General features: G+C 56.0%; 19 protein-coding genes. 14 read left to right on the top strand and 5 right to left on the bottom strand.

Going from position 1 to position 26,980, the window contains the following annotated elements; genetic code table 11:
• Positions 1-143 precede the first annotated feature (143 nt).
• Positions 144-923, top strand: coding sequence for an enoyl-CoA hydratase-related protein (locus ACIQ20_RS05440; protein ID WP_395778148.1), 780 nt, complete (start codon positions 144-146; stop codon positions 921-923).
• Positions 924-1,007: 84 nt separating this feature from the next.
• A complete protein-coding gene (locus ACIQ20_RS05445; protein WP_395778150.1) occupies positions 1,008-2,654 on the top strand; it encodes a choline dehydrogenase in 1,647 nt (548 codons plus the stop codon).
• 132 nt (positions 2,655-2,786) lie between these two features.
• Here the strand turns inward: ACIQ20_RS05445 and ACIQ20_RS05450 are convergent, their stop codons facing one another.
• Entirely contained in the window at positions 2,787-4,088 is a 1,302-nt protein-coding gene (locus ACIQ20_RS05450; protein WP_395778152.1) for an amidohydrolase family protein, read from the bottom strand.
• Positions 4,089-4,300: 212 nt separating this feature from the next.
• On the opposite strand from ACIQ20_RS05450, the gene ACIQ20_RS05455 reads away from it, so the two are divergent.
• The 4 genes from ACIQ20_RS05455 to ACIQ20_RS05470 all read left to right on the top strand — a co-directional run bounded on the left by ACIQ20_RS05455 (position 4,301) and on the right by ACIQ20_RS05470 (position 9,397).
• On the top strand, positions 4,301-6,214 hold the full coding sequence (locus ACIQ20_RS05455; protein ID WP_395778154.1) for an alpha/beta fold hydrolase: 1,914 nt from the start codon (positions 4,301-4,303) through the stop codon (positions 6,212-6,214).
• On the top strand, positions 6,215-6,574 hold the full coding sequence (locus tag ACIQ20_RS05460; protein WP_395778156.1) for a hypothetical protein: 360 nt from the start codon (positions 6,215-6,217) through the stop codon (positions 6,572-6,574).
• An 85-nt stretch (positions 6,575-6,659) separates the two neighbouring features.
• Entirely contained in the window at positions 6,660-7,070 is a 411-nt protein-coding gene (locus ACIQ20_RS05465) for an MAPEG family protein (RefSeq protein ID WP_395778158.1), read from the top strand.
• Positions 7,071-7,342: 272 nt separating this feature from the next.
• Complete coding sequence (locus ACIQ20_RS05470) at positions 7,343-9,397, top strand: DEAD/DEAH box helicase (protein WP_395778160.1); 2,055 nt, start codon at positions 7,343-7,345, stop codon at positions 9,395-9,397.
• Positions 9,398-9,447: 50 nt separating this feature from the next.
• On the opposite strand, the gene ACIQ20_RS05475 is transcribed toward ACIQ20_RS05470, so the two are convergent.
• Positions 9,448-10,290 carry an SDR family NAD(P)-dependent oxidoreductase gene (locus tag ACIQ20_RS05475; RefSeq protein ID WP_395778162.1) on the bottom strand — a complete coding sequence of 281 codons (843 nt, stop codon included), beginning with the start codon at positions 10,288-10,290 and terminating at the stop codon, positions 9,448-9,450.
• A gap of 168 nt (positions 10,291-10,458) precedes the next feature.
• On the opposite strand from ACIQ20_RS05475, the gene ACIQ20_RS05480 reads away from it, so the two are divergent.
• The 3 genes from ACIQ20_RS05480 to ACIQ20_RS05490 all read left to right on the top strand — a co-directional run bounded on the left by ACIQ20_RS05480 (position 10,459) and on the right by ACIQ20_RS05490 (position 15,081).
• Positions 10,459-12,516: a M13 family metallopeptidase gene (locus ACIQ20_RS05480; RefSeq protein WP_395778164.1), complete on the top strand. Its 2,058-nt coding sequence runs from the start codon at positions 10,459-10,461 to the stop codon at positions 12,514-12,516.
• Positions 12,517-12,951: 435 nt separating this feature from the next.
• The gene (locus ACIQ20_RS05485; RefSeq protein WP_395778166.1) at positions 12,952-13,794 is read left to right on the top strand and encodes a MaoC family dehydratase N-terminal domain-containing protein; all 843 of its coding nucleotides are present in this window, start codon (positions 12,952-12,954) and stop codon (positions 13,792-13,794) included.
• Positions 13,795-13,866: 72 nt separating this feature from the next.
• Positions 13,867-15,081, top strand: a complete 1,215-nt coding sequence (locus tag ACIQ20_RS05490) for a CoA transferase (RefSeq protein ID WP_395778168.1) — start codon at positions 13,867-13,869, stop codon at positions 15,079-15,081.
• 54 nt (positions 15,082-15,135) lie between these two features.
• Here ACIQ20_RS05490 and typA read toward each other — a convergent pair whose 3' ends face one another.
• A complete protein-coding gene (typA, locus tag ACIQ20_RS05495; RefSeq protein WP_395778170.1) occupies positions 15,136-17,001 on the bottom strand; it encodes a translational GTPase TypA in 1,866 nt (621 codons plus the stop codon).
• A 208-nt stretch (positions 17,002-17,209) separates the two neighbouring features.
• On the opposite strand from typA, the gene ACIQ20_RS05500 reads away from it, so the two are divergent.
• From ACIQ20_RS05500 to ACIQ20_RS05515, 4 genes are all read left to right on the top strand, one after another.
• On the top strand, positions 17,210-18,175 hold the full coding sequence (locus ACIQ20_RS05500; RefSeq protein ID WP_395778172.1) for a complex I NDUFA9 subunit family protein: 966 nt from the start codon (positions 17,210-17,212) through the stop codon (positions 18,173-18,175).
• A gap of 126 nt (positions 18,176-18,301) precedes the next feature.
• A complete protein-coding gene (locus ACIQ20_RS05505) occupies positions 18,302-18,751 on the top strand; it encodes a hypothetical protein (protein WP_395778174.1) in 450 nt (149 codons plus the stop codon).
• 27 nt (positions 18,752-18,778) lie between these two features.
• The gene (locus ACIQ20_RS05510; protein ID WP_395778176.1) at positions 18,779-19,981 is read left to right on the top strand and encodes a CsgG/HfaB family protein; all 1,203 of its coding nucleotides are present in this window, start codon (positions 18,779-18,781) and stop codon (positions 19,979-19,981) included.
• A gap of 120 nt (positions 19,982-20,101) precedes the next feature.
• Positions 20,102-21,052 carry a hypothetical protein gene (locus tag ACIQ20_RS05515; RefSeq protein ID WP_395778178.1) on the top strand — a complete coding sequence of 317 codons (951 nt, stop codon included), beginning with the start codon at positions 20,102-20,104 and terminating at the stop codon, positions 21,050-21,052.
• A gap of 89 nt (positions 21,053-21,141) precedes the next feature.
• Here ACIQ20_RS05515 and ACIQ20_RS05520 read toward each other — a convergent pair whose 3' ends face one another.
• Both ACIQ20_RS05520 and ACIQ20_RS05525 read right to left on the bottom strand, forming a co-directional pair.
• The gene (locus tag ACIQ20_RS05520) at positions 21,142-22,335 is read right to left on the bottom strand and encodes an aspartyl/asparaginyl beta-hydroxylase domain-containing protein (protein ID WP_395778180.1); all 1,194 of its coding nucleotides are present in this window, start codon (positions 22,333-22,335) and stop codon (positions 21,142-21,144) included.
• A 43-nt stretch (positions 22,336-22,378) separates the two neighbouring features.
• Complete coding sequence (locus tag ACIQ20_RS05525) at positions 22,379-24,433, bottom strand: prolyl oligopeptidase family serine peptidase (RefSeq protein WP_395778182.1); 2,055 nt, start codon at positions 24,431-24,433, stop codon at positions 22,379-22,381.
• Between the two features lie 375 nt (positions 24,434-24,808).
• On the opposite strand from ACIQ20_RS05525, the gene ACIQ20_RS05530 reads away from it, so the two are divergent.
• Positions 24,809-26,977 (top strand): S8 family serine peptidase, encoded by a 2,169-nt coding sequence (locus tag ACIQ20_RS05530; RefSeq protein ID WP_395778184.1) that lies wholly within the window; start codon positions 24,809-24,811, stop codon positions 26,975-26,977.
• Positions 26,978-26,980 lie beyond the last annotated feature (3 nt).

The following is a 26,980-nucleotide window of genomic DNA, read 5'->3' on the forward strand; positions in this document are numbered from 1 at the left end:
AGCAACTCGTTTGGTCCGTGAGGTAAGAACGCGGCGAAAGCATGTCAACGCGCGTCCATGCACTGCAGAACAAAAAGGTGCTTTATGGTCTTCCATGCCAGCGTTTGCGTGCTAGGTCATGAGAAAAAATCAGGGAGAGAAACATGTCTTACGAGTTTTGCAGCACACAGATCGAAGGCCGTGTCCTAACGGTCACCATCAACCGTCCTGAAGCGATGAATGCGCTGCATCCCCCTGCCAATGCAGAGCTGGCGGAGGTGTTCGACGGATTTGCCGCCAATCCAGATTTGTGGGTCGCGATCATTACCGGCTCTGGCGACCGTGCATTTAGTGCGGGTAATGACCTCAAGTACCAAGCTTCTGGTGGCAAGATGTACGTGCCGGATAGCGGCTTTGCAGGCCTGACCAGCCGCTTCGACCTCACAAAGCCAGTGATTGCCGCCGTCAACGGCATTGCCATGGGCGGCGGGTTTGAGATTGCTTTGGCTTGTGACTTGATCATCGCCTCCGAGACTGCTGTTTTTGCTCTGCCAGAACCAAAAGTCGGCCTTGCAGCTCTTGCTGGTGGCTTACATCGCCTTCCGCGCCAAATCGGCCAGAAGCAAGCAATGGGCATGATCTTGACGGGGCGCCGGGTTGGTGCCGAAGAAGGCAAGAGCTTGGGCTTCGTGAACGAGGTAACGACACCTGCTGACCTTTTAAAACGGGCACAGGCATGGGCAGATCTGATTGTTGACTGTTCCCCAACGTCCATCCGGGCATCGAAAGAAGCCGTCTATCGCGGTCTGGATGAACCTTCGCTCGAAGCAGCCTATCGTGGCCAGTCCAAATATGGCGAAATCAATGCCATGTTTAAGTCACCCAATATGATCGAAGGCCCCATGGCATTTGCGCAAAAGCGCAAGCCACAGTGGACAGGCTGAACGCTATTTTCACTTGCCCAGCCAGCGGCTTCAAGCCAAACACAAGTCCAATAACGAGTAAATCTCACGACGGGGAGTTATTAAATGGCCACAGCGTCAGCTGAAGACCGGTTCGACTATATCATCATTGGCGCGGGCAGCGCCGGCTGTGTGCTCGCCAACCGATTAAGCGAAGACCCTTCAGTCCGCGTTTTGGTGCTGGAAGCTGGCGGGCGGGACAACTCGATGTTGGTTCGGATGCCTGCGGGCGTTGGCACCCTGATTAAGGGCAAGAATGCCCATAATTGGGCATTTACAACCGAGTCTCAAACCAATCTCAATGGTCGCCCGCTCTATTGGCCACGTGGGAAGGGCTGGGGTGGATCAAGCTCGATAAATGGCATGATCTATATTCGTGGCCATGCCCGCGACTATGACCAATGGGCCCAAATGGGCCTGAAGGGGTGGAGCTTTTCCGAAGTCCTGCCTTATTTCAAGCGCTCAGAAACCTTGGAGACGGGCGGCGACGCATTTCACGGCTCCACCGGTCCGCTGCATGTCTCTTGGGGCAAGTCGACCAATCCGCTTTACCACGCCCTCGTTGAATCCGCTGTGCAGGCTGGCCATAAGAAGTCTGAGGACTTCAATGGCTATGACCAAGAAGGCTTTGGTTCCTATCAGCTGACCGTCAAGGACGGCGAGCGCTGGTCCGCCTCGTTTGCTTACCTCAAGCCCGCCTTGTCACGTCCAAATTTGGCCGTGCGCAGCCACGCCCATACAACCAAGCTTTTGTTTGAAGACAAGGTCTGCGTCGGCGTCGAATACGCCCACGATGAGAAGTCACCCCGCTCCCGCGTTTATGCCAACAAGGAAGTTTTGGTATGTGCTGGGGCCGTGCAATCGCCGCAAATCCTAATGGTATCGGGCATTGGCCCAGCGGAGACACTGCAACGCGTCGGCGTTGAAGTTCTGGTTGATAGCCCGGATGTGGGCCAAAACCTACAAGACCATTTGGACGTGTTGCTCCTACAAAATTGCACCCAACCCATCACGGCTTTCTCGCTGAACCGGGGCCTAAAACAATATCTGACCGCGTTGACCTATTTGTTCCGCAAGGAAGGCCTGGGCCGGGAAAACTTCCTCGAGTCAGGTGGTTTTGCGAAATCGCGCGAAGGCCTCGACCGGCCAGACTTGCAATTCCACTTCGTCAATGCCTTGGTGCAGGACCATGGCAATGTCGCTGCTACCCAAGACGGCTTCTCGCTGCATGTCTGCCAGTTACGGCCCGAAAGTCGTGGTTCCATCAGCCTATCAAGTGCCAACCCCTTTACAGCCCCAAAGATCGACCCGAATTATCTTTCCACCGAAGAAGATCGCCGCGCCCTGCGCGAGGGTTTGAAGATTGGCCGCAAGGTATTGAGCCAACCTGCCTTGTCCCCTTATCGCGGGGAAGAATTTAAGCCCGGCGCGCACGTTCAATCCGATGACGAGATTGACGCTTATATTAAGGCTACAGCTGAGACGATCTATCACCCCATTGGCACCTGCCGGATGGGCAGCGATAAGGACTCCGTCGTCGATAAGGATTGCAAAGTACGCGGCGTGGAGAACCTCCGCGTCGTCGATGCTTCGGTGATGCCGACCCTGATTGGCGGCAACACAAATGCCCCGACCATGATGATCGCCGAGAAAATCTCCGACCACATTCGCGGAAAGAAATTCTTGCCCGCAGACGAGGTTGCGGTGGCGTAGTCAGCGTTTTTGCCTGCAAGTGATTGCCGGGATTCTATCTGGAGCAGCTTGAGGCATAGCCTGGAGCAAAGACTTTCCAAATCAATTGGCTCTCTCCCCTCTCCTTCTGGGAGAGGGGCTTTGAAGGCACCCCTACTCCTTCGCGATCCGGCCACCCATCATCACAAATTCAATTTTTCGCAGGAGGGAAATATCGGTCAAAGGATCGCCCGTCACGGCGACAAGGTCTGCGGCTTTACCCGGTGCCAAGGTGCCAATCTGATCGGACAGGCCAAGGTGAGTAGCCCCGCCGACTGTCGCGCTGCGTAAGGCTTCTGTTGGGGTGAAGCCCGCTTGGACCATCAGCTCAAACTCGCGCGCATTGTCGCCATGACGAGAGACGCCAGAATCGGTGCCGAACACCACGCAGACGCCCGCTTCACGCGCCTTGCTGAGCATACTGATCATCAGTGGGCCGACGGTCAAAGCCTTGGCAGCCTGTGCCCCGGTCAATGTACCGCCCGCTTTGGCCATTTCGGTTACGGTCGTACCGGCCAATAAGGTTGGCACCACACAAGCATTCTTGGCCTTATAGAGGGCAAAAGTCTCCGCGTCCGCATAGCTGGAGTGCTCAATACTATCAAAGCCAGCGCGGAGAGCGGCCTCGATCCCGCCTTTGCCATGGGCGTGGGCGGTCGCGGTTTTGCCGAGTAAATGCGCGGTATCGGCAATGGCCTTGAGTTCATCATCGAAAAATTGTTGGCTAAGGCCGCTGGCCGTGTTGCTCAACACGCCACCGGTTGCGGTGACTTTGATGATGTTGGCACCGGCCTTGACCTGTTCGCGCACGGCGCGGCGGCAATCATCGACGCCATTACACACGCTTTCAGGACCCAGCACATGCATAATATCCTCCCGGAAGCCATGCACATCCCCATGCCCACCGGTGGGGCTGAGTGCAGCCCCTGCCGCGAGAATACGTGGGCCCATCAAACGGCCGGAAGCAAACTGATCGCGTAGCGCGAAGATCGTGTGATCGCCATCTGCACCCAAATCCACAACCGTTGTGAAACCAGCCTTCAAAGACTTCTGCGCATTGACCAAACCGTCCAGGGTCAGGTCGCTTTCCTCCTTGGTCACCTCATTCAGACGACTATTCGGCGATAATTCGGAGAGCAGATGTACGTGGCTGTCGATCAGCCCGGGCATCACCGTTTTGGCCTTCAGGTCGACCAGCTTGGCACCAGCCACCGGGGCAAAATAGCCGTCGCGGATGGCTTCAATCTTGCCATCGCGCACGATCAGGGTCTTGGCTGTGGTTGGCGCAGTGCCGGGCTCCGCAATCAGGCGACCGACGTGGATAAACGTGGCAGGCGACGCTGCTGGTGGAGTCTGCGCATGGGCGGCACCCACAACAACACAAGCCAAAACGGTCGATAAAAATAGTGAACGCATAAGAGCCCCCCAGAGCTTGATTTTCCCCTACCATGCGACTGACCGATGCGATTGGCAAGCCAATGTTGAGATTTCTCGAGGTCGAAATTGTGACGCTAAGGTCGCGTCAGCACCCGGGATTGCCTTAGCGGGAAACATATAGCAGTCTGGCGTCATTGGAGGTGTGCATGCGAACAAATAGGCTCTTAGGTCTTGTAACAGGATCAATTTGTATGGCGCTCTCATGGCCAACCTTGGGCTGGGCCAAAGCGCCACCAGCCACGGCCGAAGCCTTTGCCGCCGCCCCCGTTATTTCAAGAGTGGCCATTTCGGCCGACGGCAACCGGATCGCATTTGGCTACACGACCGCGACCGGCGAAAGCCAAGTCCGAGTTCTGGATGTGCCCACAAATAAAACGATTGGCGTTGACGTCGGGACCAATAAGCTGCGCAGCATCCAATTTGAGGATGGCGGTGACGTCCTGATTACTGCCAGCGATACGTTGCGGATATTTTCTTCTAAGACTGAGTTCTATCGCACCTATTCCATGGACTTTGAAACAGGTCGGATCCGCAATCTGCTGACCTCCGGCGACAGCGTCCGAATGTATAATTCGGGTGTTTCTTTGATCTCCATTCTGCCCGATACGCCCAATCGGGTGATGATGGCCGCTTTTGATGAAACCAATTCTAGTTTTTTTGCGCTAAACCTGTTTGAAGTGGCAACAGACGGCAAGCAAGTTTTTACCCGCGCGCTGGGTGCTGAGCACACCTATGATTGGATTACAGATCGTGCGGGCAAACCGCTGGCACGGGTCGATCACGACCCAAAAGCCATGACGACAAAGCTGTTTCTGGCCGACGAAGGCAAAAAATTCAAAGAAGTCTTGCGGCTAGATGACACGCCCAGTCGGGCCATTTCCCTGATGGGACTGTCTAAGCAGGGCAAGATCATCTTGAGTAAACGGTCCAAGTCGGAATTTGGCGAGCTGTTCGCGATGGACCCCGTCACCGGCGCGACGACAACCTATCTGCGGGCTGACGGCGTGGAACTTGAGTCGATTTTCAAAGACCCATGGTCAGAAGTCGTTTTTGGCGTTTCACTGGGCGGGTTGGAGCCTGTCGACCAAATGATCAGCCCCGATCTGCAAGAAGCCCAAGCCACGTTGGAGGCCACCTTTCCGGGGAAAATTATCTCGATCACCAGCTTTACCCGTGACCGCAAAAAGATTGTCGCCAGAATGGAGACGTCTAGCACGCCACCAGAATATGTTTTGCTGAACCTCGACGGCCCCAAAATTAATCGCTTGGGTGACGCCTATCCGGGTCTTAAAAATGTTCCGATGGGCCGCCTGCAGGCGACGACGTTCAAATCCCGCGATGGCGCAGAAATTCCCGTCTATGTAACCCTGCCGCCGGGTGATCAGGATATCAAAAACGCCGCAACCATTATCTTCCCCCACGGCGGACCCGAAGCACGCGACGAGCCGCGCTTTGACTATTGGGCCCAGTTTATGGCGACGCGCGGCTATGTCGTGATCCAACCACAATTTCGCGGCTCCACTGGCTTTGGGCAAGCGCACGCAGATGCCGGGCGGCGGCAATGGGGCAAGCGGATGCAGGATGATGTGACCGATTCCGTCGCTTGGGCTATCAAACAAGGTCTAAGCGACCCCAAGCGCGTTTGCATCGTAGGGGCGAGCTATGGCGGATATGCGGCACTGGCAGGTGCCACCATGACGCCAGACCTTTACCGCTGTGTCGTTGCGGTTGCTGGGGTCTCTGATTTGCCCAGAATGATCATTCAAGAGAAAGATGACGCTGGGGCCTCTAGATCTAGCTCTGTCAATTATTGGGTGGAACACATGGGAGCGGACGATCGCGACACGATTGAGGCCGCCTCCCCACGCCGCTTGGTCAATAGGGTAAAGGCCCCAATCCTGCTCATGCATGGGCGGGATGATACCGTGGTGCGCTTTGAACAAAGTTCGAGCATGGCCAGCGCCTTAAAGTCTGCCGGGAAAAATGTGAAACTAGTTGAGCTACGTGGGGAAGACCATTGGCTCTCGAAAACCGCCACCCGCCAGCAGATGCTGACGGAGTTAGAGGCTTTCCTGCAGGAGCATTTGGGGCCGGGGGTGAATTAGGTGGACAGGCGCGACTTATTGTTGATTTGCCTGATTTTGCTTAGCGGCCCGTTAAGTTGGGTCGGAGGGGTGGTCAATTGGGTTCATGGGGAATCTGAAAATGACCCGGTGCACATCTTAGGCTACTTGATCCCTTATATTGCCCTGATTTTAAGTACAGCGATGCTTATCTTCTTGTTCTTTGTGGCAGCTCGCGATCGGCTTTTGAACAAGCGGAGCAGCGATGCTTTTAAAGCGAAGCTTTGGACACTCCCCGTTTGTGTGCTTGGGCTGTTCTTCATTGCGATTTCCCAATCGATTGGTTCGGTCGACATCACCGTCGAGCTCCCGCCCTCCAAAGTCCTTCCCGGGGTGAATTAGGCCGCTTCTGCGACCCCACCTTCCCATTCCACCAATCCCATCTTAGAGTGGCGGTTATACAATAATGCTCTGGGGAGGGCCTGCGATGTTACTACCAATTTTGACGCTGATTGCGTGGACCATGGTCATGTGGGTGTGGATGTATGCCACCCGACTACCAGCTATGCAAAAACACAAGATTGACCCGCAAGGGGCAGCAAAACCGGGTAGTTTGGACGCTTTACCGCTAAAAGTGGCGCAAATCGCGCATAATTATAACCATTTACACGAGCAACCGACCCTGTTTTACGCGCTGGCTTTGACCGCGCATGTGGGAAATTGGGCCGATGGGCTTTCAATTCAGCTCGCTTGGGGCTATGTAGGCCTTCGTGTACTGCATTCGCTGGTGCAAGCGACCGTTAATTTGGTTGCTGCGCGCTTCGCGGTGTTTGCCTTGGCTTCACTCGTTTTAATGACACTATGTGTGAAAACGATCCTGGAAGCACTCGGCAGCTAAGTCAGGTGTGAGGGGCTTCTGCCCCCCCGATCTGCCCGAGTTTAAGTGCACGTCCCACATCAGAGCCACAATGGCTCTTTCATCGCTTTCCGCCGTCTGGGCGTTGCAAGTGACCGTGTCTAGTTTCGCGAGGTCACACCGGGCGAAGGTAAGCCCTATTTGGCGCGCCTGACTTGAAGCAACTCAAGGTCAGGTCCGTCCCAGACGCGTGTGCGCACCCCAAATGACGGGGGCGATACCGCACGCTTTGACGTGTGAAAGACGACTAAACCATGACTACTTTTGCCGATTTCGGCTTTGCTGAGCCTATCTTGAACGCCATCGCAGGCGAAGGCTATGAGCACCCCACCCCTATCCAAATGCAGGCGATCCCGCCCGCCATGCAATCCCTCGACATTTTGGGCCTCGCCCAAACCGGCACTGGCAAGACCGCAGCCTTCGCGCTGCCCTTGCTGCACCATTTGAGCGAACGGCGCATTCATGCTGGCGCTCGTGCTTGCCGCGCGCTGATCCTGTGCCCAACCCGTGAATTGGCTGGCCAGATCGCCGACAGCTTGCGCACTTACGGGAAATTCGTCGGCCTGTCCGGCGCTTTGGTCTATGGCGGCGCTAACATCCGCAAGCAGATCCGCTCGATGGAGCGTGGCGTCGATATCCTGATCGCCACTCCAGGCCGCTTGATCGACTTGATGAAACAGCGCGCCATCCGCCTTGATATGGTGGAACATCTGATCCTGGACGAAGCCGACCAAATGCTGGACATGGGCTTTATCAAGCCTATCCGCTTGATCGTTGGTGAAATCCCTAAGGCGCGTCAAACGAGCTTGTTCTCGGCCACCATGCCGAAGGAAATCGCCCACCTCGCCGAAGAATTGCTGACCGACCCAAAGCGCATCCAAGTTGCGCCTTTGTCGTCGGCCGCAGAGCGGGTCGACCAACGCTTGATCATGTCCAGTCAAGTGAACAAGCAGCCATTGCTGGAATCCATTTGTCATGAGCCTGAAGTCAAGCGCGCCATGATCTTTGTGCGCACCAAGCATGGCGCTGAAAAGGTTCTCGACAAGCTAGAGCAACAAGGCATGTCGGTTGATGCCGTCCATGGCAATAAGAGCCAGAATGCGCGTGAACATGCGCTGGAGCGCTTCCGCAAAGGTCACACCCGTCTGTTGGTATGTACCGATGTGGCTGCACGCGGCATCGACGTAGATGGCGTCACCCATGTGTTCAACTTTGACTTGCCAGATGTGCCTGAAGCCTACGTCCACCGGATTGGCCGGACTGCGCGTGCCGGTGCCGAAGGGATCTCGATCTCCTTCTGCGCGCCCCACGAGCGGGACAATTTGCGCCAGATTGAGCGCTTGATCAAAAAGTCCATCACCAAGATGGACCCAGCGAACTTGATGAAGGCACCACGTCCTGCGGCCCCTAAGCCTGCTGAAGTTCAGTATGACGAAGATGGTGAAACCATCTTTGTGGAAACCGTTGGCGAAGCCTCCAACACGCTGAGCGCACCTACCAATGCGCATGGCGATGTGATCGGCGTGCTGCGTCGCACAGGGCCTAAAGAAGCGCTGTACGAGCCACGCAACGATCCCCGTCGCGATGGCAAGTTCGGTGCGCGTGATGGTGGCCGCGAAGGTGGTCGTGGTGGCCGCCCAGGCCCGCGCGGTGGTCAATATTCCAACCGCGACCGCAGCGATGACGGCGACCGTCGTCCACGCGCTGGCAACTTTGCGACAGGTTCTGTCTTCAATGAAGGCCGCCCGCAACAACGCGAAGAAAACCGCTTTGGTGCGCGTGCACCTGAAGCCGCTGAACGTCCAGCCTATGTGCGCCCGGTAGCCGATGCAGGCCGTGAAGAGCGTCCACGCTTCGACAAGCCGTTCCATTCAAAGCCACGCGAAGAGCGCAGCTTCCAAGATCGTCCACGCAACGATCCCCCCCGCGACGACCGTCCCCGTGATGATCGTTCCTTTGGTGATCGTCCCCAAGCAGACCGTCCTCGCGATGATCGTCCGCGCGACGACCGTCCTCGGGGGGATCGCCCGCAAGGCGATCGCCCACGCGCCTATGAAGCGCGCAGCGAAGCCTTTGGCCATCGTAATGGCCAAGGCCAGCGCGATTATACCCCACGCAAGGGCCCTGCCCCACGCGGGGAAGCCCGCATTGAAGGCCGTTCTGATGATCGCAAGTCGGGCAAGCCAGTAGCAGGCAAGAAGACCTTCGGCGGTAAGCCCGTCAGCCTCGGGCGCTCTGGCGCACGTGGTGGCGCTAATGTCGGTCGCGGGGGTGACAGCACCTTCGTGCCCCGTCGCGGCCGTTCGTAAGATACCCGCTTCTACCCCTTCAAGTCTTCTGGCTTGAAGGGGTATTTGGTTTAAGCCTCATCGCCTTCGCGCGCCCAAAAGCGCGCTAAGGCCCCCTCTATCGCTTCCGCGCGTGGCCTAGCCACTTCGGCAATGTCGTTGCCATGGGTGAAGAGGAAGAATTCTTCCGCTTCAACGCCGCGCAAGATACGCTCTGCCGCGACATTGGCTGGAAGACCCGCTTGGTTCTCGCGCCCATGCGCCGCATCTAACTGACGCGGCCCGCCGAACTTCTCGTGGCGATTACGAAACCCATTCCAAATTTCTGAGACTACAAGCCCAGGACATAGGACTAAGACCGCTACGGGCGTGTCGACATAGTCGCGCGCCATCGCCTCAGCGAGGCCCACCAAGGCGTGTTTTGACGCGGTATAGGGCGTCGCTTGCCCACCGCGCCCCGGCAAGCCCAAACCATGCTCTGAGGCCGTTATGACCAGACGCGAAGGGATGTCTTGTTCAATCAGGCGCGGCGCAAAGGCGCGCACGCCATCAATTGTTCCCATCACATTGACCTCAAACGTCCAAGCAATGTTGGCACGTGAGGCTTTGTGGATGGACCCGCCAGCGCCAATACCCGCATTTAACAACACCAAAGTCACCCGGCCAAAGCGCTCAAACGCAAAGTCTGCCAAGGCTTGGTTGGACGCTGGGTCCGCCACATCAACAAAACAGCCAAGTGCTGCCCCGCCCTGATCGCGGATCGCTTGGGCGGCAGCTTCGGCCTTTGGCCCTTCAATGTCGGCCAGCACAACCGCCGCGCCCTTTGCGGCAAGCGCTTGGCCTAAAGCTAAGCCAATACCGGAGGCCCCACCCGTGATTACGGCAACATCTGCTGGTCCTAAGGTTTGTGACATGGCTTTACCTCCGTGAATGCGCGCTGCATCAGGTATTCACCCTCATCGTCGCCCGACTGGACTTGTTTGGCAAACCTTGCTGCAAGTTAATTCGACAATTTGACAGGCACTGTCAAAAACGACAGGCTGACTTAAACGAGTTTCCAAAATCAATGCGGGGGCAGAACAATGAATAGACGTGGGTTTCTCTTTTCCAGTGCAGGCGGCATGGGTGTCGCGATCGCCATGCAGGCAGGCCTATCGGACTCGGTTTGGGCGGCTGCCAATAAGCCAAAGATCGGAACCTTCGGCTTTGACATGGCTGGTCGGGATTTGAGCGTTAAGCCGGGTGATGATTTCTGGAACTATGGCGGTGGCACCTTTATGAAGAACAACCCCATTCCCGAAGACCGGGTCCGCTGGGGTGCCTTTGATCAGTTAGCCGCGAAAGCCGAAGCTGACGTCCGCGCGATCATTGACGAACTTGCCGCCAAAAAGAGCGCGCCAGGCTCTATCGAGCAAAAGATTGGCGATTTCTACCGCTCCATGATGGATACAGCCGCCATTGAAGCGGCAGGCCTCGCCCCTATCCAGCCTGAAATTGAGCTGATCAATTCGGCAAAGACGCATGAAGATATTGCGGCCCTTTTTGGCAAGATCGATCTACCCACGCCAGCCCCGATTGGCTGGGGTATTGGACCAGATGCCGGCAATCCAGACCGCTATCTTGTCTCAATCGGCCAAGGCGGCTTGGGCATGCCAGAGCGGGATTATTATTTGAAAGACGATGCGCGTTTCAAAACGCTGCGCGAGAAATACCCCGTTCACATCGCCAAGATGCTGAGCCTCGCCGGACAAAAGGATGGGGAGGCCAAAGCCGCCTCAATTATGGCCTTGGAAACCGAGATTGCCAAACTTCATTGGAATATCACCGATCGCCGAGACCGCACCAAAACCTATAATTTGAAGACCCGTGCGCAATTGGAAGAAATTGCGCCAGACTTCCCATGGGCCGTTGGCCTAGGTGCGGCGCAACTCAACGACATCCAAGAGTGCGTCGTCCGTGAAGTGTCCGCAATTGGCCCCTTGGCGAAATTGTTTAAAGCGACACCCGTTGAGACTTGGCAGGCTTATTTGACCTATCATTTGCTCTCCTCGAGCGCGAGCGTGTTGCCTAAAGCGATCGATGATGAGCGCTTTGAGTTCTTCGGAAAGACGTTGAATGGGCAACCCGTTCAGCGCGAGCGTTGGAAGCGGGCAACTCAAGCCATCAATGGGGCGTTGGGCGAAGGCGTTGGTCAAGTTTATGTGGCGCGCCACTTTAGCCCATCGGCCAAAGCGAAAATGCTGGTGCTGGTCGAGAACTTACGCAAAGCCTTCAAAGTTCGCATCGAAGGCCTGACTTGGATGTCGCCGGAAACCAAAGTGAAAGCGCAACGGAAACTGGCGACCTTCAATCCCAAGATTGGCTATCCAGATAAATGGCGCGATTATAGCGCCTTGGAGATCAAAGCAGGCGATCCGCTGGGCAATGATCGCCGCGTGCAAGCGTTTGAAATCAAAAATGACCTCGAGGATCTGAAGAAGAAGACCGACAAGACGCGTTGGTTCATGACGCCCCAGACGGTGAATGCCTATTACAATCCCAGCTACAACGAGATTGTGTTCCCCGCAGCCATTCTGCAACCGCCCTTCTTTGACGAGTTTGCAGACCCCGCGATCAATTATGGTGGCATTGGCGGCGTCATTGGGCACGAAATGGGCCATGGGTTTGATGATCAGGGTGCTAAATATGATGAGAATGGCGTCTTGCGCGATTGGTGGACACCAGCCGATGTGGCTGCGTTTAAGGCTCTTGGGGCAAAAATGGTGGCCCAATACAGTGCCTTTGAACCTTTGCCTGGGCTAAAGCTCAACGGTCAACTAGGCTTGGGGGAAAACATTGGCGATCATTGCGGCGTGATCGTGGGCCATCAGGCCTATAAGCTGTCGCTCAATGGCAAGAAAGCGCCTGTCTTGGAAGGTGTTACGGGCGATCAACGCTTCTTCTTGGCTTGGAGCCAAGTTTGGCGGGCGCTGCAACGCGAAGAAGCCCTGCGCAACCAAGTCCAAACCGGGCCTCATTCGCCGGCACAGTTCCGCGTCAATGGGGCGGTGCAGAACTCCGATGTTTGGTATCAGGCGTTCAATGTGAAGCCAGGCGACAAACTCTATGTCGCGCCAGAGAACCGCGTCCGAATCTGGTAGCCATTTAGCCCCTCCCTCAACTGGGGGAGGGGCAAATCGTTCATTGTGCGGCCAAGACTGAAACACTGAACGTGGCCAAAATGCCGATCTTGCCCAACGAAAGCTACCTTGCACCTCGCGCTGAAGCATACGGATCGGTAAGGGCTGGCCGTGCCCCTTTTGTCGATGGACTTCTTGAAAATGCTGAACCGAGACAGGCAGCTAAACCCGCGGCGGGCCAATACAAGCCTGTTCTGAGGCTGCGAGACTCTTTCAGATGGACGGGCTCCGGTTCTCTAAAAACGTCCACTTTCCTTGGCTCGAAAGGCTCACACCAAGCCGTCCACAGAACGAAGTGCTGGCAAGTTGTGCCTTGTGCGAGGCCTGCGGCCATGATCTCTGGTTTGTGAACGCTGCCGCCTTTTGTTGGAACAGCTTTCCAACGGGGGCGCGGTGATGACACAAGAACCCATTACAAACTGGCTGGGACGACAGGAAACACTTGAAGAAATACTTGCCCCCGGCCCAGCTCAAGGGCTGGCGGCAACCTTAAATTTGGACCCGGCAAACTTTGCTGCAGAGGGGGCCATTCTACCGCCTGTGTGGAATTGGCTCTATTTCCTGCCCCGTGCTCCCAGTAGTCAAATCGGGCCGGACGGTCATCCAAAGCGCGGTGGATTTTTGCCGCCGATCACCTTGGCCCGGCGCATGTGGGCTGGCAGTCGCTGCACCTTTCATCATGACCTGCATATTGGTGACCGCGCGACAAAGACCTCGACCATTTTGAAGATCAACGAGAAACAGGGGCGCGCAGGCACCATGTTTTTTGTCACGGTCCGTCATGAAATTCGGGTCGGTGCGAGCCTTGCTTATGAAGAAGAGCAAGACATCGTCTATATGGATATTCCCAAGGTCTTCACCCCGCCAGAGCCCGTGCCATTGCCAGCCTGTACTTGGCACCATGAAGTCCCGCTGGACCCCGTTCTTTTGTTTCGCTTCTCCGCGCTAACATTCAATGGCCACCGCATCCATTATGACCGCGATTATGCAATCGGAGTTGAGAATTACCCGGGCCTTGTCGTCCATGGACCCTTACAGGCTATTCTGGGCTTTCATTTTGCCTGCTTGGAACAAGCCGACCGAAAGCCTCAGGCTTTCCGGTTCAAAGGCGTCCGCCCCTTGTTCGATTTTGACGCTCTAAGCTTTAATGGCGCGCAGTCTGAACAGACAAACACCCAGATTTACGCCGCCAATGGCACCCAAGCTGTCACCATGGAGGCCCAGATGAACTGGGCCTGAAGGCGACCACACCACAAACAATAAAAAGCCGACCTAAACCAAAAGCCTAAGATGGTCGGCGGGGGAAACAATATGAATAGAATATTGGACGGTATGCGTGTGGTTGAAGGGTCAGCTTTTGTTGCCGCCCCCCTAGCTGGCATGACTTTGGCGCAAATGGGTGCCGATGTGATCCGCTTTGACCGCTTGCAAGGTGGTCTTGATGCCGAGCGTTGGCCGATCACCAAATCTGGGAAAAGCTTGTTTTGGGCAGGCCTCAATAAGGGCAAGCGCAGTCTAGCCGTGGATATGACCACGCCGCAGGGCCGCGAAATCCTCACCCGATTGATCTGTCGCCCCGGAGAAGACGCGGGCATCTTCCTCACCAATCTGCGTCTGCGCGGCTGGATGTCGTACGAGGGGCTCAAGCAACATCGTGAGGATTTGATCATGATGGCGGTGTTGGGCGATCGTCACGGTGGCCCGCAAGTAGACTATACGGTCAACCCCGCGGTCGGCTTCCCCACGGCAACAGGGCCTGAAGGCTCATCAGAGCCAGTGGGTCATGCGCTGCCAGCGTGGGACTGCATCACCGGGCAGCAGGCCGCTATGGCGATTATCGCAGCAGACCGCCATCGCCGGAAAACGGGCAAGGGTCAGTTGATCGAATTGGCTTTGAAGGACACCGCACTCGCCATGCTGGGCAATCTTGGGATTATTGGGGAAGCCAGTATTAATGGCAGCGACCGACCCAAAATGGGCAATTCGCTGTTTGGGGCCTATGCGCAGGATTTTGTTTGTCAGGATGGTCAGCGGGTTATGGTCGTTGCCCTCACCGACCGGCAATGGCGCAATCTAAAGGCCGCCACGGGCACAGAAGCGGAGATGGCAGACCTCAGCCAGCGCCTCAATGCCGATTTAGATCAAGAAGGCGAACGCTTTATCCATCGCCACGCCATCACCGCGCTGCTCAAGCCCTTCTTTGCAGCCCGCACATTGTCAGATGTCGCAACCAGCCTCGCAGGGTCTGATGTCACATGGAGCCAGTATCGGACATTCAAGCAGGCCGTGGAAGAAGACCCCGATTGCAGCCTCGACAATCCGATGTTTGCGATGCTGAACCAGCCAGGCATCGGCAGCTATCTGATGCCCGGTAGCCCGATCCACTTCATGGGTGTGGACCGCCTAGCCCCCGCACCCGCCCCGATTTTGGGCGAGCATACGCTCGAAATCCTCACCGAGATTGGCTTTTCCAACACCGAGATCGCCTCGCTACACGACACAAAAATTGTCGCAAGCCCCAAATGAAAAGGGGCCTGAGACGTCTGCCTCAAGCCCCCCAAACTCATGTTTTTGATCGGATCAATCAGCCTTAGGTTTACGCTTGCGGAAGGCTGGATTGAGTTCCATTTTGCGGATGCGGATCGACTTTGGAGTGATTTCCACCAATTCATCGTCATCAATCCATGCAATGGCTTGTTCGAGTGTCATACGACGTGGCGGGGTGAGGCGCATGGCCTCATCCTTGCCTGACGAACGCACGTTTGACAGCTTCTTTTCCTTCAGCGGATTGACGTCCATGTCTTCGGGCTTGGCGTTCTCGCCAATGATCATGCCTTGATAGACGTCTTCGCCACCATCAATGAACAACACACCGCGCTCTTCAAGATACCACAGCGCGTAGACCACCGACTTACCGCTGTCATTGGCGATCAATGCGCCATTGTGACGGCCATTGATATTGCCTTTCCAAGGCGTCCAACTGTGGAAGATGCGGTTCATAATGCCAGACCCGCGCGTGTCGGTCAGGAATTCTGAGTGATAGCCGATCAGACCACGTGCAGGTGCCAAGAAGGTGACGCGCGTCTTGCCGCCGCCCGAAGGACGCATGTCTTGCAACTCGCCCTTGCGGAGCGACATTTTCTCAACCACGACGCCAGCATATTCATCATCCACGTCGATGACGACTTCTTCTAGCGGCTCCATCTTCTGGCCCGTATCTTCGTCCAGCTTGGTCAAAACGCGTGGGCGCGAGATCGACATCTCAAAGCCTTCACGGCGCATGCCTTCCAACAGCACGCCGATCTGCAATTCGCCACGGCCTTGCAGCTCATAAGCGTCCTTGTCGGCGGTTTCGGTGACTTTGATCGCCACGTCGGTTTCAGCTTGCTTCAACAAACGGTCGCGGATCACGCGGCTTTGCACTTTGTCGCCATCGCGACCAGCCAAGGGGCTCGAATTCACCATAACAGTGACCGACAAGGTTGGCGGATCGATTGGGGTTGCGTGAATGGCTTCGGTGACGTCCATGTCGCCGATCGTGTCTGCCACAGTGGTGGTGGATAGACCAGCAATAGAGACGATGTCGCCAGCTTCTGCCTCTTCGATCGGCTGACGGCGCAGACCACGGAAGGCCAACACTTTGGAAATGCGCGACCGTTCGATTGTCTTGCCGTCAATGCTGAGGCCCTTCACAACCGTACCAGCCGTCAAGCGCCCACTTTCAACACGGCCCGTCAGAATACGACCCAAGAAGGGATCGGAATCCAACATGGTCACCAGCATCTTGAATGGCTCGTCCCGGCGAAGGGCCGCATCAGGAGCAGGCACATGTTCAATAATGGTCTCAAACAGCGGGTTCAGATTTTCGCGCGAGCCATCCAGCATCAGTGAGGCCCAGCCATCGCGGCCAGAGGCATAAACCGATGGGAAGTCCAATTGCTCATTGGTGGCATTTAGCGCCATGAACAGCTCAAACACTTCATCGAGAACTTCGTCAGGACGCGCGGTTGGGCGATCAACTTTATTCAGTACCACGATTGGGCGCAGGCCAAGAGCCAAAGCCTTCGTCAGAACGAACTTCGTCTGAGGCATTGGGCCTTCGGTCGCGTCCACCAAGAGCAGACAGCCATCGACCATCGACAGAACGCGCTCCACTTCGCCACCAAAGTCGGCGTGACCTGGGGTGTCGACGATATTGATGCGGACTTCGTCAGCGCCTTGGCCGAACACAATGCTGGTGCACTTGGCCAAAATCGTGATGCCACGCTCTTTTTCTTGCGGGTTAGAGTCCATTGCGCGTTCGGCGCGGGCTTCATTTTCGCGGTAAGCACCGCCTTGAGCCAACAATTGGTCGGTTAGCGTGGTCTTGCCATGATCAACGTGGGCGATGATCGCAATATTGCGTAGCGCAGCCGATGAAACTGGCGCGTCAGAAAGGGTGGTCACGGGTCATGCTCCGGGAGGAAATCTGCAGTGGAGGCCCCATCTACCCATGATCGAAATCAGGTGGCGGAGGCCTTAGTGTGCCGGGCCTATAGCAGCAAGGTGGGGGGTGCGGCAAATCGACCGCTGCGTTAAGCTGATTGGGTGTCCCAAACGCTCGACAAACAAGGTCCTGTCAGACTATGCCGATGTCGAATTGTAGGGGAAAACCATGTCCAATGATGTGATCGTCGTGTTTGGTGGCTCAGGCTTTGTCGGCCGCTATATTGTACGCGCGCTGGCAAAAGCGGGCAAACGCGTGCGCGTGGCGATGCGACGTCCTCATTTAGGGCAAGATTTGCGGGTTATGGGTGATGTTGGGCAGATACAGCTGGTTCAAGCCAATGTCCGCAACCCCGAAAGTGTAGCCCGCGCACTGGAGGGTGCCACTGGGGTCATCAATCTTGTTGGCATCTTGTATGAGACGAGCAAGCAATCCTTTCAGGCCACACAATTGGAAGGCGCGCGGATCGTTGCAGCCGAATCAGCCAAGGTCGGCATTACCCGCTATGTTCACATGTCCGCATTGGGCGCTGATCCTGCATCAGCTTCCAAGTACGGGCGCACCAAGGGTGAAGGCGAGTTGGCCGTGCGCGCGTTGATCCCGCATGCGACCATTCTTCGCCCCTCGATTATCTTTGGACCAGAGGATAATTTCTTCAACCAGTTTGCCGCTATGGCACGCATGTCACCTGCCCTGCCCTTGATTGGTGGTGGCCACACCAAGTTTCAGCCGGTCTATGTGGGCGATGTTGCTGAAGCGGCGGTCAATGCGCTCGACAGTGGCGGCGGCACCTATGAGTTGGGCGGGCCACGCGTCTATAGCTTTAAAGAAGTGCTGCAATATATCTTAAAGGAGATTGAGCGGCCGCGCTTTTTAGCACCTCTGCCATTCTTTATCGCGCAGCCTTTAGGCGCCGTGCTGGATGCGGTGTTCAAGCTCTATCCTTTCGCCGGCCCACCGCTGACGGACGACCAAGTGGTCATGCTGAAAACAGACAATGTGGTGAGTGCTGGTGCCAAGACTTTAGCCGATCTCAGGGTAACCACCTTAGAGAGCGTTGAATCAATCGTACCCACTTATCTGTACCGTTTTAAGCCATACGGTCAGTTTCAGGTAAAGCGCAAGGCCAGCTAGATACAGATTCTAACTGTAACTAAAGTGTAACATAATTAAATATATGATTTAATTGAATAAAAATTCTGGCATAGCCATTGCTTTCTATCCTATTACCAGAGCGTTAATAGGATAGGATGTTCCAGAATGGTACACGCTACAGAGCCTCGGGGTTTCAGCAAGAAATTCCTTGGGATGTTTGTGATCGCGATAAGTTTGGTGCCAAGTTTTGCGGCGGCCCAACAGCAGGGTGCCGATCAAATGCGTCGGACCTACGGCGTCACACCCGATGTTGAGGCAAGTCCTTATCGGTTCCCAAGCCGCGATCAAAATGGCGTTCGCTTGATCGTGAACGGTCGTCCAGTGGACCTCGGCGGTTCCCGTTCGGCAGGACCTGCTCGACTGGCCGATCCTAATGGGGGGGTCGGTGGACAACTCTCGACGTCCACGCGTTCTGGTCGCCTACCTGGCTCAACTCTGACCAACACAACGGCCGTGGGCAACATTGTCTCCATCACCAACGTCCGAAACTCCACAATCTCGATCACTCAAATCAATAATGGTCGTGTGACTGCGACCACAAACGCGCCGCGATAAAATCGCGCGCCAGCATTGGTGAAACCTATGTCCCGTACCTATCGAGCTACCCGTGCCCTTTTGATCTGCACCGCCCTGAGCACCTTGCTGGCGGGATGCGCTAGCACTGGTGCCAATGAAGGCCCCGTTGCACCAGTTGCAACCTTGAAGGGTAGCCCGGTTGCCACCACTCAGACGGATTATACGCCTGCTCTCAGATGCGTTGCCGATATTGCGGGGAGCCAAGACTATCCCGCTCCGCGCGTCGCCGTTGGGCACATCACCGATATGACCGGGGCTGATGACCTCTATTTGGGTCGCCGCTTGACCCAAGGGGCCACGTTAATGGCTATTACTGCGGTTTCAAATGCCGGGATGCGGGTCATTGAGCGCTTTGATACTGGCGTAACCCAAGTTGATCTCGACTTTGCCAACAACCGGCTCTTACGCGATTCAGCCACCGTGATCCGGACACCGCAGGAGGGCCAGATCCAAGGCGTCGACCTCTATATCGTCGGCGGCATCAGCGAATACAACCACAATCTTGTGTCCCGCGGCCAAGATGCTTCCTTCAGCAAATCTGGCAACAAAGGCGGCTCAGCTTTTGCCACCAATGGCGACTATGTGGTCGATGTCGGGATGGATTTGCGCTTGATCGATGCGCGGACCACCGAGGTAATCGCCGTCAAATCATACCGCAAGCAAGTCCGCGGCCAACAACGCGAACTGGGTGCTGTCTTGGCGTCTGGCGCTGATACCATCGACATTGGTATCGGCGGTCGCAAGAATGAGCCGATCCAAATGGCCATTCGCAGCATTATTGATCGCTCGGTCTTTGAGTTTACCGCCGGACTTTATGGCGATGATGCTGCGCCATGTTTCTCCAAGACACGTCAGTTTGCTGATATGCCACAAAGCGCGCCTCCGCGGGCAATCGCCCAAGCTGCTCCGGCCCCACGTCAAACGAACCAATACGCCAACACAGCACCAGCCGCTTTTGCATCGCCTTCCGTCCCGCTTGCGCCTTGGCTGCAAGAATCACGGATGGGTCAAGGCCAGCAGCAGAACGTGCCTTCACAACAAAGACCCCAGTCGCCGCAATCGGCCGACGGTCAAACAAACTTCGGGCAGACTCAAATGAACGCACCTTTGCGGGGGCTTCAGGCAGGTCAATTAGATCAACCCTTCGCGCCCGGGGGCCGGTCCAACAATGAGACGATGCAGGAACGTCTGCGTCGAGAAGGGAATTAGCGGCATTGTTGAACTATTCGCGTCGAGGTTAGGGCTAGACCCACTAAAACCCGCCGAAATTGTTAGTAACCAGTCAGTTGGAACAAAAGGTCCCAGCTGCATTCAAGAGGGAAGCATCCAGTGAACAGAAAATCACTCTTCATCACCGCAGCAGCCATCGCTCTTAGCGCTTCGGTTGTTTCGTCGGCCATGGCGCAACGCACCGTGATCAACACCAACCAAAACAATGTTGCGCGAGCGATTGCCGAAACCAATGCTGGCATCACCCGCACGAACGCAAGCCTCGGTGGCACCGTTACAGCAACGGCAGCAGCTATTGGCAACACGGCATCGATCGATGTTGGCCGCGTTGCAACCGTCAACAATATACAAACCAATAATGCATTGGTTTCGTCCGCTTTGAACCTGACTTCCGTAACCAATGTGAAGGACGTGACCGCAACTTCGGCCGCCATCGCAAACTCGGCTACTGTGAAGGTTGCAAATACTGCATCGCCTGAAGCAATCAATCTCACCAACACCCAACGTGCTTGGGGTGGGGTTCAATCTCGTCTGAATAGCAGCATCTCTGGTGTCACTGGGAAGGTTGAACAAACTTCTGCTGCCATTGGAAACTCGTTCTCTGCTGAAGTCAGCGGCCCAGTCAGCTCAATCAACACCTATCAAGCCTATTGGGGTGATGTGAGCAGCCAATTGAACACCAATGTGAATACTGTCAGCGGTGATGTCACAGGCACCTCAGCTGCAATCTGCAACAGCGGCACCGTTAAGGCGAGCACTGCTGCTTCAATCAGCTTGAACAACACCCAAGTCTGCAACATCGACCCAAGTGCCACCACCAACGCGATAATCCAGAACGTTGGCGGGAAGGTCAGCCTCACGACGGCTGCAATCGGCAACACCTTCTCGTTGAACGCATTGCCAACGTCCACGCTGTCGTTGAACAACTTCCAAAACAATGGTGCCATCAATGTAGCTACGGCTAACTTGGCCTTGACAAATGTGGCTGGTGACGTTGCCTTGACCACAGCTGCCATTGGCAACAGCTTCACCGTCTCTGGCGGCAACTAAGATACTCGCGGGCTGATTTTCAGCCTTGTAAGCAAGACTTTGAGGCCAATCTGTTATACGATAGGTTGGCCTTTTTCTTGGCCAGAGATCTATGCGGCTTCAAACTTCTCTACGGCAGTCATCAGTGCGCCAACCAGATGACGCTCTTCCTCGGTCAAATCCGGATGCCAGATGTTGAAGATGAGGACGACGCGGGTGCCCTGCCCTTGATTTCGGGCTTCGTGTTCGATGGTATCGTCAAACACCCACGCTTTGCCGCGCTCCCACAAGCGGACCTGATTGCCGACGCGGAACCAACAGCCATCTGGAACCAACAAGGGCAAATGGCACACCAAGCGCGAGTTTAGAAAGCCCGTATGAGGGGCAATCCAGGCGCCGGGAGTCAATCTAGAAAACAAAACAAAAGGCGCGCGGCCTTCAATCGTCTCAAGCGGCACCTCGTCCAGCGCAGCAAGTGTCTTCTGGCAGCGCTCGGCCAGCGGGGCTTGAAGTTTGCCGTCGCGGATCAAATAGGCCGCAGTCCAATCTTCAGGCGATGAGACTAGCTCCTTGCCAGAGCTTGCAACGACATGAGATGATTTTTCGGCTTCGACTTCGATATAAGGCCCAAAATGAGTGCCTTCTTCAAGGATAGGCATAAGTTCTGAATAGATTTCATCGGTTGCGGCTTCAACGGGGTCAAGCCATGCAAAGCGGGCGCGGTCATAAAACTCAATCGCTGGCAATTCCGGAAAGAAATAAGCCCGAGGGGTCGGCACATAACGCTGTTTTCGGCCCGTCAAAATGTCGAGACTATCGCCAAAGCGGCGGCTTGAGTGTGCTGGATGAAAGCCTGCTTTCTCCACTTCGGCCAGAAGATAATCGCTGAGGCCTTGCTTCAGCTGTGCGTGGGCTTGCCGCGCCCGGTTGAGTTCGCCAGCAATTGCGGGCGGCAACCCCTCTGTCACCGGCACCAAGACCTCCAAATGCGCATAAAAGCCCATAGCTGCCCGCTTGCTCCCGAGGGCGACAAGTGCATCGGCTTTGATCAAATTCGCGCGGATATTGTCCGGGTCACGCTCCAGCACTTGGGTTACTGCGGCAATCTCGCTTTTCGGGTCACCTGACGCTTGATAGGCCATCGAGAGAGCCAGCCAAACAGCCGTGTCTGCCGCCCCAGCCGCGACAATCGACTGAAACTTAGCGATGGCTGTGGCAGGATCGCCAGCCCGTAAGGCGGCCATTCCCGCCTGCCCCGCCGCGTCAACCGCAGCTGGGCTCATTGCTGCCCCAAATGTCGTCATCTGAACCTTCCTCGCACCTAAGGCTTTGGTCGCATTTTAACCCTTACTTGCCACCAGCCGGAGCATACGTCGCCACCCACTTCTTGACTTCTTCATACCAGAATAAGGAGTTCTGAGGGCGAAGAACCCAATGGTTCTCGTTGGCGTAATAGATCAAACGCGACGGCACGCCCTTCTTCTGAAGGGTGTTGAACAACTCAATCCCGTGATTGACAGGCACACGCAGGTCCAGCTGACCATGAATGACCAAAGTGGGGGTTTTAAAGTTGGCAGCCAACATGTTTGGGCTGGTTGCTTGAAACTTTGCTGGGTCCTCCCAAGCTTCGTAATAGCGGTTTTGATTGGCCCCATAATCGGCCCCGATCTGGGTGTATTGATTGTAGACCGGTGCATGGGCTACCAGCGCCTTGAAGGGGTGAGGCCGCCCGAGCAGTACCGTGGCCAGATAGCCGCCATAGCTACCCCCAGAGGCGACCATGCGTTCCGAATCCACCCATTTCTGGGCTTTCAAATAGTCAGCAGCAGCCAAAGTATCCTGATACGGCAAAGTGACCCAATCTGGCTGGATGGCATCGGTGAAGGCGTCGCCAAAGCCGGATGAACCATGGAAGTTATGCCACGTCGTCACATAGCCCCAACCCGCAAAGACTTGTGCGTTCCAGCGGTAAGACCATTGATCAGTAATGCCGACATGGGGTCCACCATGCAGCAAGAACATTACGGGATACTTTTTCGACGCATCAAAGCGGGGTGGTTTGACCACCCACATCTGGATATCGGCCCCATTGGCACTTCGATAACTGACTGAATCCACCTTGCCCATTTCGACATTGGCAAGCAGGGCGTCGTTGAAGCGAGACAATTGGGCAGTTTGGCCAGTTGCGCTGTCAATAGCCACCAAGGTAGCGGGGCTGGAGAAGCTGGCCCGTAAGCCAACCAAGCTGCGCCCCGCAGCAGCAATACCTGCAAAGTCGCCATCCTTAGTCACGCGGCGAGGTGTCGCCCCAGTCAGATCCATCTTAAACAAGCGCCGCGTCGGCCGATCTTCTGCAATCACCCACAAGGACTTGGAATCTGGTGCCCAGGTGACTTCTGCGGCAGACCAGTCCCAAGTCGCCGATAGATCACGGGGAGCTGCATCGGTAGCTTGGCGGTCTAACAGCATCACCCGCTGACGATCAGAAGCCGCAACGATGACATTGGAACTCCAGGTCAGATATCGACCATCTGGGCTGTAATGCGGCTCGCCATCGCCTGCCAGATTGGCGGCAGTGAGATTGCGGACGGTGCCAGCGGTCAAGGATAGCGCAAAGATATCAGAATTTGGACGTGTACCATTGGTATCGCTTTCGCCGACAAAGGCGATTTCTTGGCCGTCGGGAGCGATATCATAATCTTCAGACCCTGGTGTGCGGAACTCAATGGCAATGCCAGCCGGGCCTGTTAACGCAACTGGGTCTCCAGCATTGATCGAAATGGCATAGAGATGGGGCTGACGCTCATCGAGAAAGCGATCCCAGTAGCTGATAGGGGCCTTGTCCCAAACGCGGGCCTGCATCGTGGTGGCAGCGCGATCTTTTACGCGTTGGCCCTGTTCGTCCCAGCTAATAAGGTCTGCCCAGACAGAGCTGATGAAAGCAATCCTTTGACTATCGGGGAACCATTTAGGGGCCGACACCCCCGTTGGCACGCCTGTCAGTCGACGAGCCTCGCCCCCATCAGGGGCAATCACGTAAAGCTGGTTCGCGCTGTCGGTGCCACGCTTTGAGACAAAGGCAATCCACTTGCCATCCGGACTCCAGACTGGAGAAATGTCATTGCCATCGCCACTGGTGAGTTGGCGGCTCGAGCCTGTCTCATTGGAGACCACCCATAGGGCTGTGAAGCTGCGGTCACTTTCCGCGTCAAACCGCGTAACCGTTACCACCGATAACTTGCCATCGGGCGACAGGCTGGGTGCGCCAACGCGTTGCAATTGCCACATCAGTTCTGGTGTCAGCGGTCCCTTGGCGGTGTTGGTTTTCGCAGAAGATTGACTCGCCCAAGCCAAACCAATCGCCACCAGGCCAGCTAAGCCCCAGTTTCCTAATTTCCCCACGATTGCCACTCCCATCCAGATTCTCGTGCGACCTTCTCTAAGCTGATCACGCTTGAAAGCTAGGTCGGCGCCCATTTCGTGAGAAGAATTTTTACACAATGGTATGGCAGGGCGTGGGCAAAACGCGCATGACTAGGTCGGTTTTCAGCGTCAAAGATCGCTAGAACCGCTTAAGCTCATAAAAGATTTACTTCAAATACCTGCGCGATACCTTGAATTAGCTTCGACAGGTCCCGCGTAATCAACCAAATTTGAGCTATCTTTGACTAAAAAAGCCATTCTGAAGAGTAGAAATTCTACGCCTTGTTTCAAAATTCCGCTTTAAACCTTAGTATTTATCCGGTCCCTCAGCTTTTTCACGTTCAGGGACTAATAATGAAAACTATCCTTCTTTCTATGACTGCTGTTGCTGGCCTTCTGCCTTGCAGCGCGGCGCTCGCCCAAACTGCTAAGCTGCCAACTGGTCAAGAACTGGCGTGGTCGTCAGCGGCATCGCGCGTGGGTGCCTTTAAGCCGCGCCCTTGGGCAGCGCGGGGCACAAACGTCACCATTGCGATCATCGATTCAGGGATCCGCCGCGACCATATCGACTTTGCCGGTGCCATAACTGGCGGTTATAATGCTTTCACCAATCTGGCCGGGACGACAGCGGTCAATGATACCAGTGGCCATGGTACGCATGTCGCCTCTCTGGCAGCGGCGCGCGCCAATGGTGTTGGCATGGTGGGGATTGCCTCGAACGCCCGGATCCTGCCAATCCAAGTTTTCCAAGGCTCCTCAACCTCGGACTTTTTCGTCGCCCGCGGAATCAATTACGCGACCAGCCAACGCGCCTTCGTGATGAACTTAAGCTTAGGCGGGTCAAGCATGAGCCCGACCATTCGCACCGCCCTGCAGGGCGCGCAGGCGGCGGGCCTTTTGATGGTGATTGCGGCTGGTAATGAAGGCCTTGCTAATCCATCTTTCCCCGCCCGCCACGCTTCAGAGGCTTGGGCCAAGGGTCAGATCATTGCGGTTGGCGCAGTTGACGCAAATAATGTCATCGCCAGCTTTTCAAATCGGGCAGGTGACGCACGTAACTTCTATTTGGTGGCACCTGGCGTCAATTTGATCGGGGCCTTTCCTTCTGCCCCTAACGCCTATGCGTACATGAGTGGCACGTCGATGGCCGCTCCTGTGGTGGCAGGTGCGGCTGCTGTCGTAAAAAGCGCGTGGCCTTATCTGACGGCACCGAAGGTCGCTGAAGTCCTGTTCGTGACGGCGACAGACTTAGGCGCAAAAGGGATCGACCCAGTTTATGGCCGCGGTCTCCTCAATCTAGAGAAGGCACTTCTGCCAGTCGGCACCGTAACCGCAGTCAGCTCTGCCGGCACGACGCCCCTCGCCCTTGCGCCTGCTACCAGCGGTGGGGTGGCCATTGGTGCGAAGTCGTTTGCAGGTGATGCCGGTGCCTTTGAAGGCGTGGTATTTGACGCGTTTGGTCGCGACTTTGCTTATGATTTTGCCACCAAGTTAGAGGATCTTCGGCCAGATTCAGTCTCGATCCTCTCGTCGACCCTTTCCAATCGCATGCAGGCGACCTTGGCCAGCGTAGCAACCCCCAGTGGCACCTTGTCCTTGGTCGCAACACCTGCGCAATCCGTAGGCGGAGACACCAGTGGCGGCCTCCACTTTGTCGGCAATCAAGGCCAGTCATGGGCCGTCGCCATCGGCCAAGCCTCCCCCATCTTGGGTGCGAGCTTAGCCACAGGTGCCGCGCCAACCGCGCGCCTCTTGGGCTTTGCCGATCACACCGCCCTGTTTGAAGGCACCACCGCCAGCGTGGCCAGCCTGCGGACCTTTGACAATGGCGTCAGCCTAACCTTTGGCGCGCGTATGCAAGGTGAGCAATATAAGCGCCGCGGCCTGAATTGGACGCCAAACGCGACCAGCCAAGCCAGCAGCGTGGAAGCGGCCCTTAGCCGTCAGTTTGACCGCGTGAGCTTTGGCGCAAGCGTGGTGGGCATCCAAGAGAGCCAAGGTCGCTTGGGCGATGTGGATAGCGAGCTCTTTGGCTTGTCGGGCCCTGCCCACACCTTTGCGGTGCAAACCGATCTGGCTTGGGCCTTGTCTGACAAAGCCTCGCTCAGCGCACGGATGACCCATTCTCAAACCGCGTCGCAAGTGGGTGCGGGCACCAGCTTGGTGAGCTCGATCAGCGCAACCGAAGCAACAGCTTACGCCTTCAACTACGCCCAGCGTGATTTGTTGGCCAAGGGCGACCAACTCGATCTGGCCATCGGTACCCCGCTGACCAGCCGTAGCGGCATGATGAACTTGTTCTTGGCGACAGGGGCAGATGCTGAAACCGGCGCGCCCATCATGACGCGCCGCGCGATCAGCCTCGCGTCCCAAACGCCAGAACAGCGCTTTGAAGCCGTCTATACCCGGACCTTAAGCCAAGATTCCGCCCTCGCGTTCGCTGTGATGGCGCGTCAGAATGCGGACGGTATCTCGGGCAAGGAAGACCAAGCCATGATGGTTCGGTATCAGACCAGCTTCTAAGGT

Source organism: Aquidulcibacter sp. (assembly GCF_044346625.1).
Lineage (GTDB): Bacteria > Pseudomonadota > Alphaproteobacteria > Caulobacterales > Aquidulcibacteraceae > Aquidulcibacter.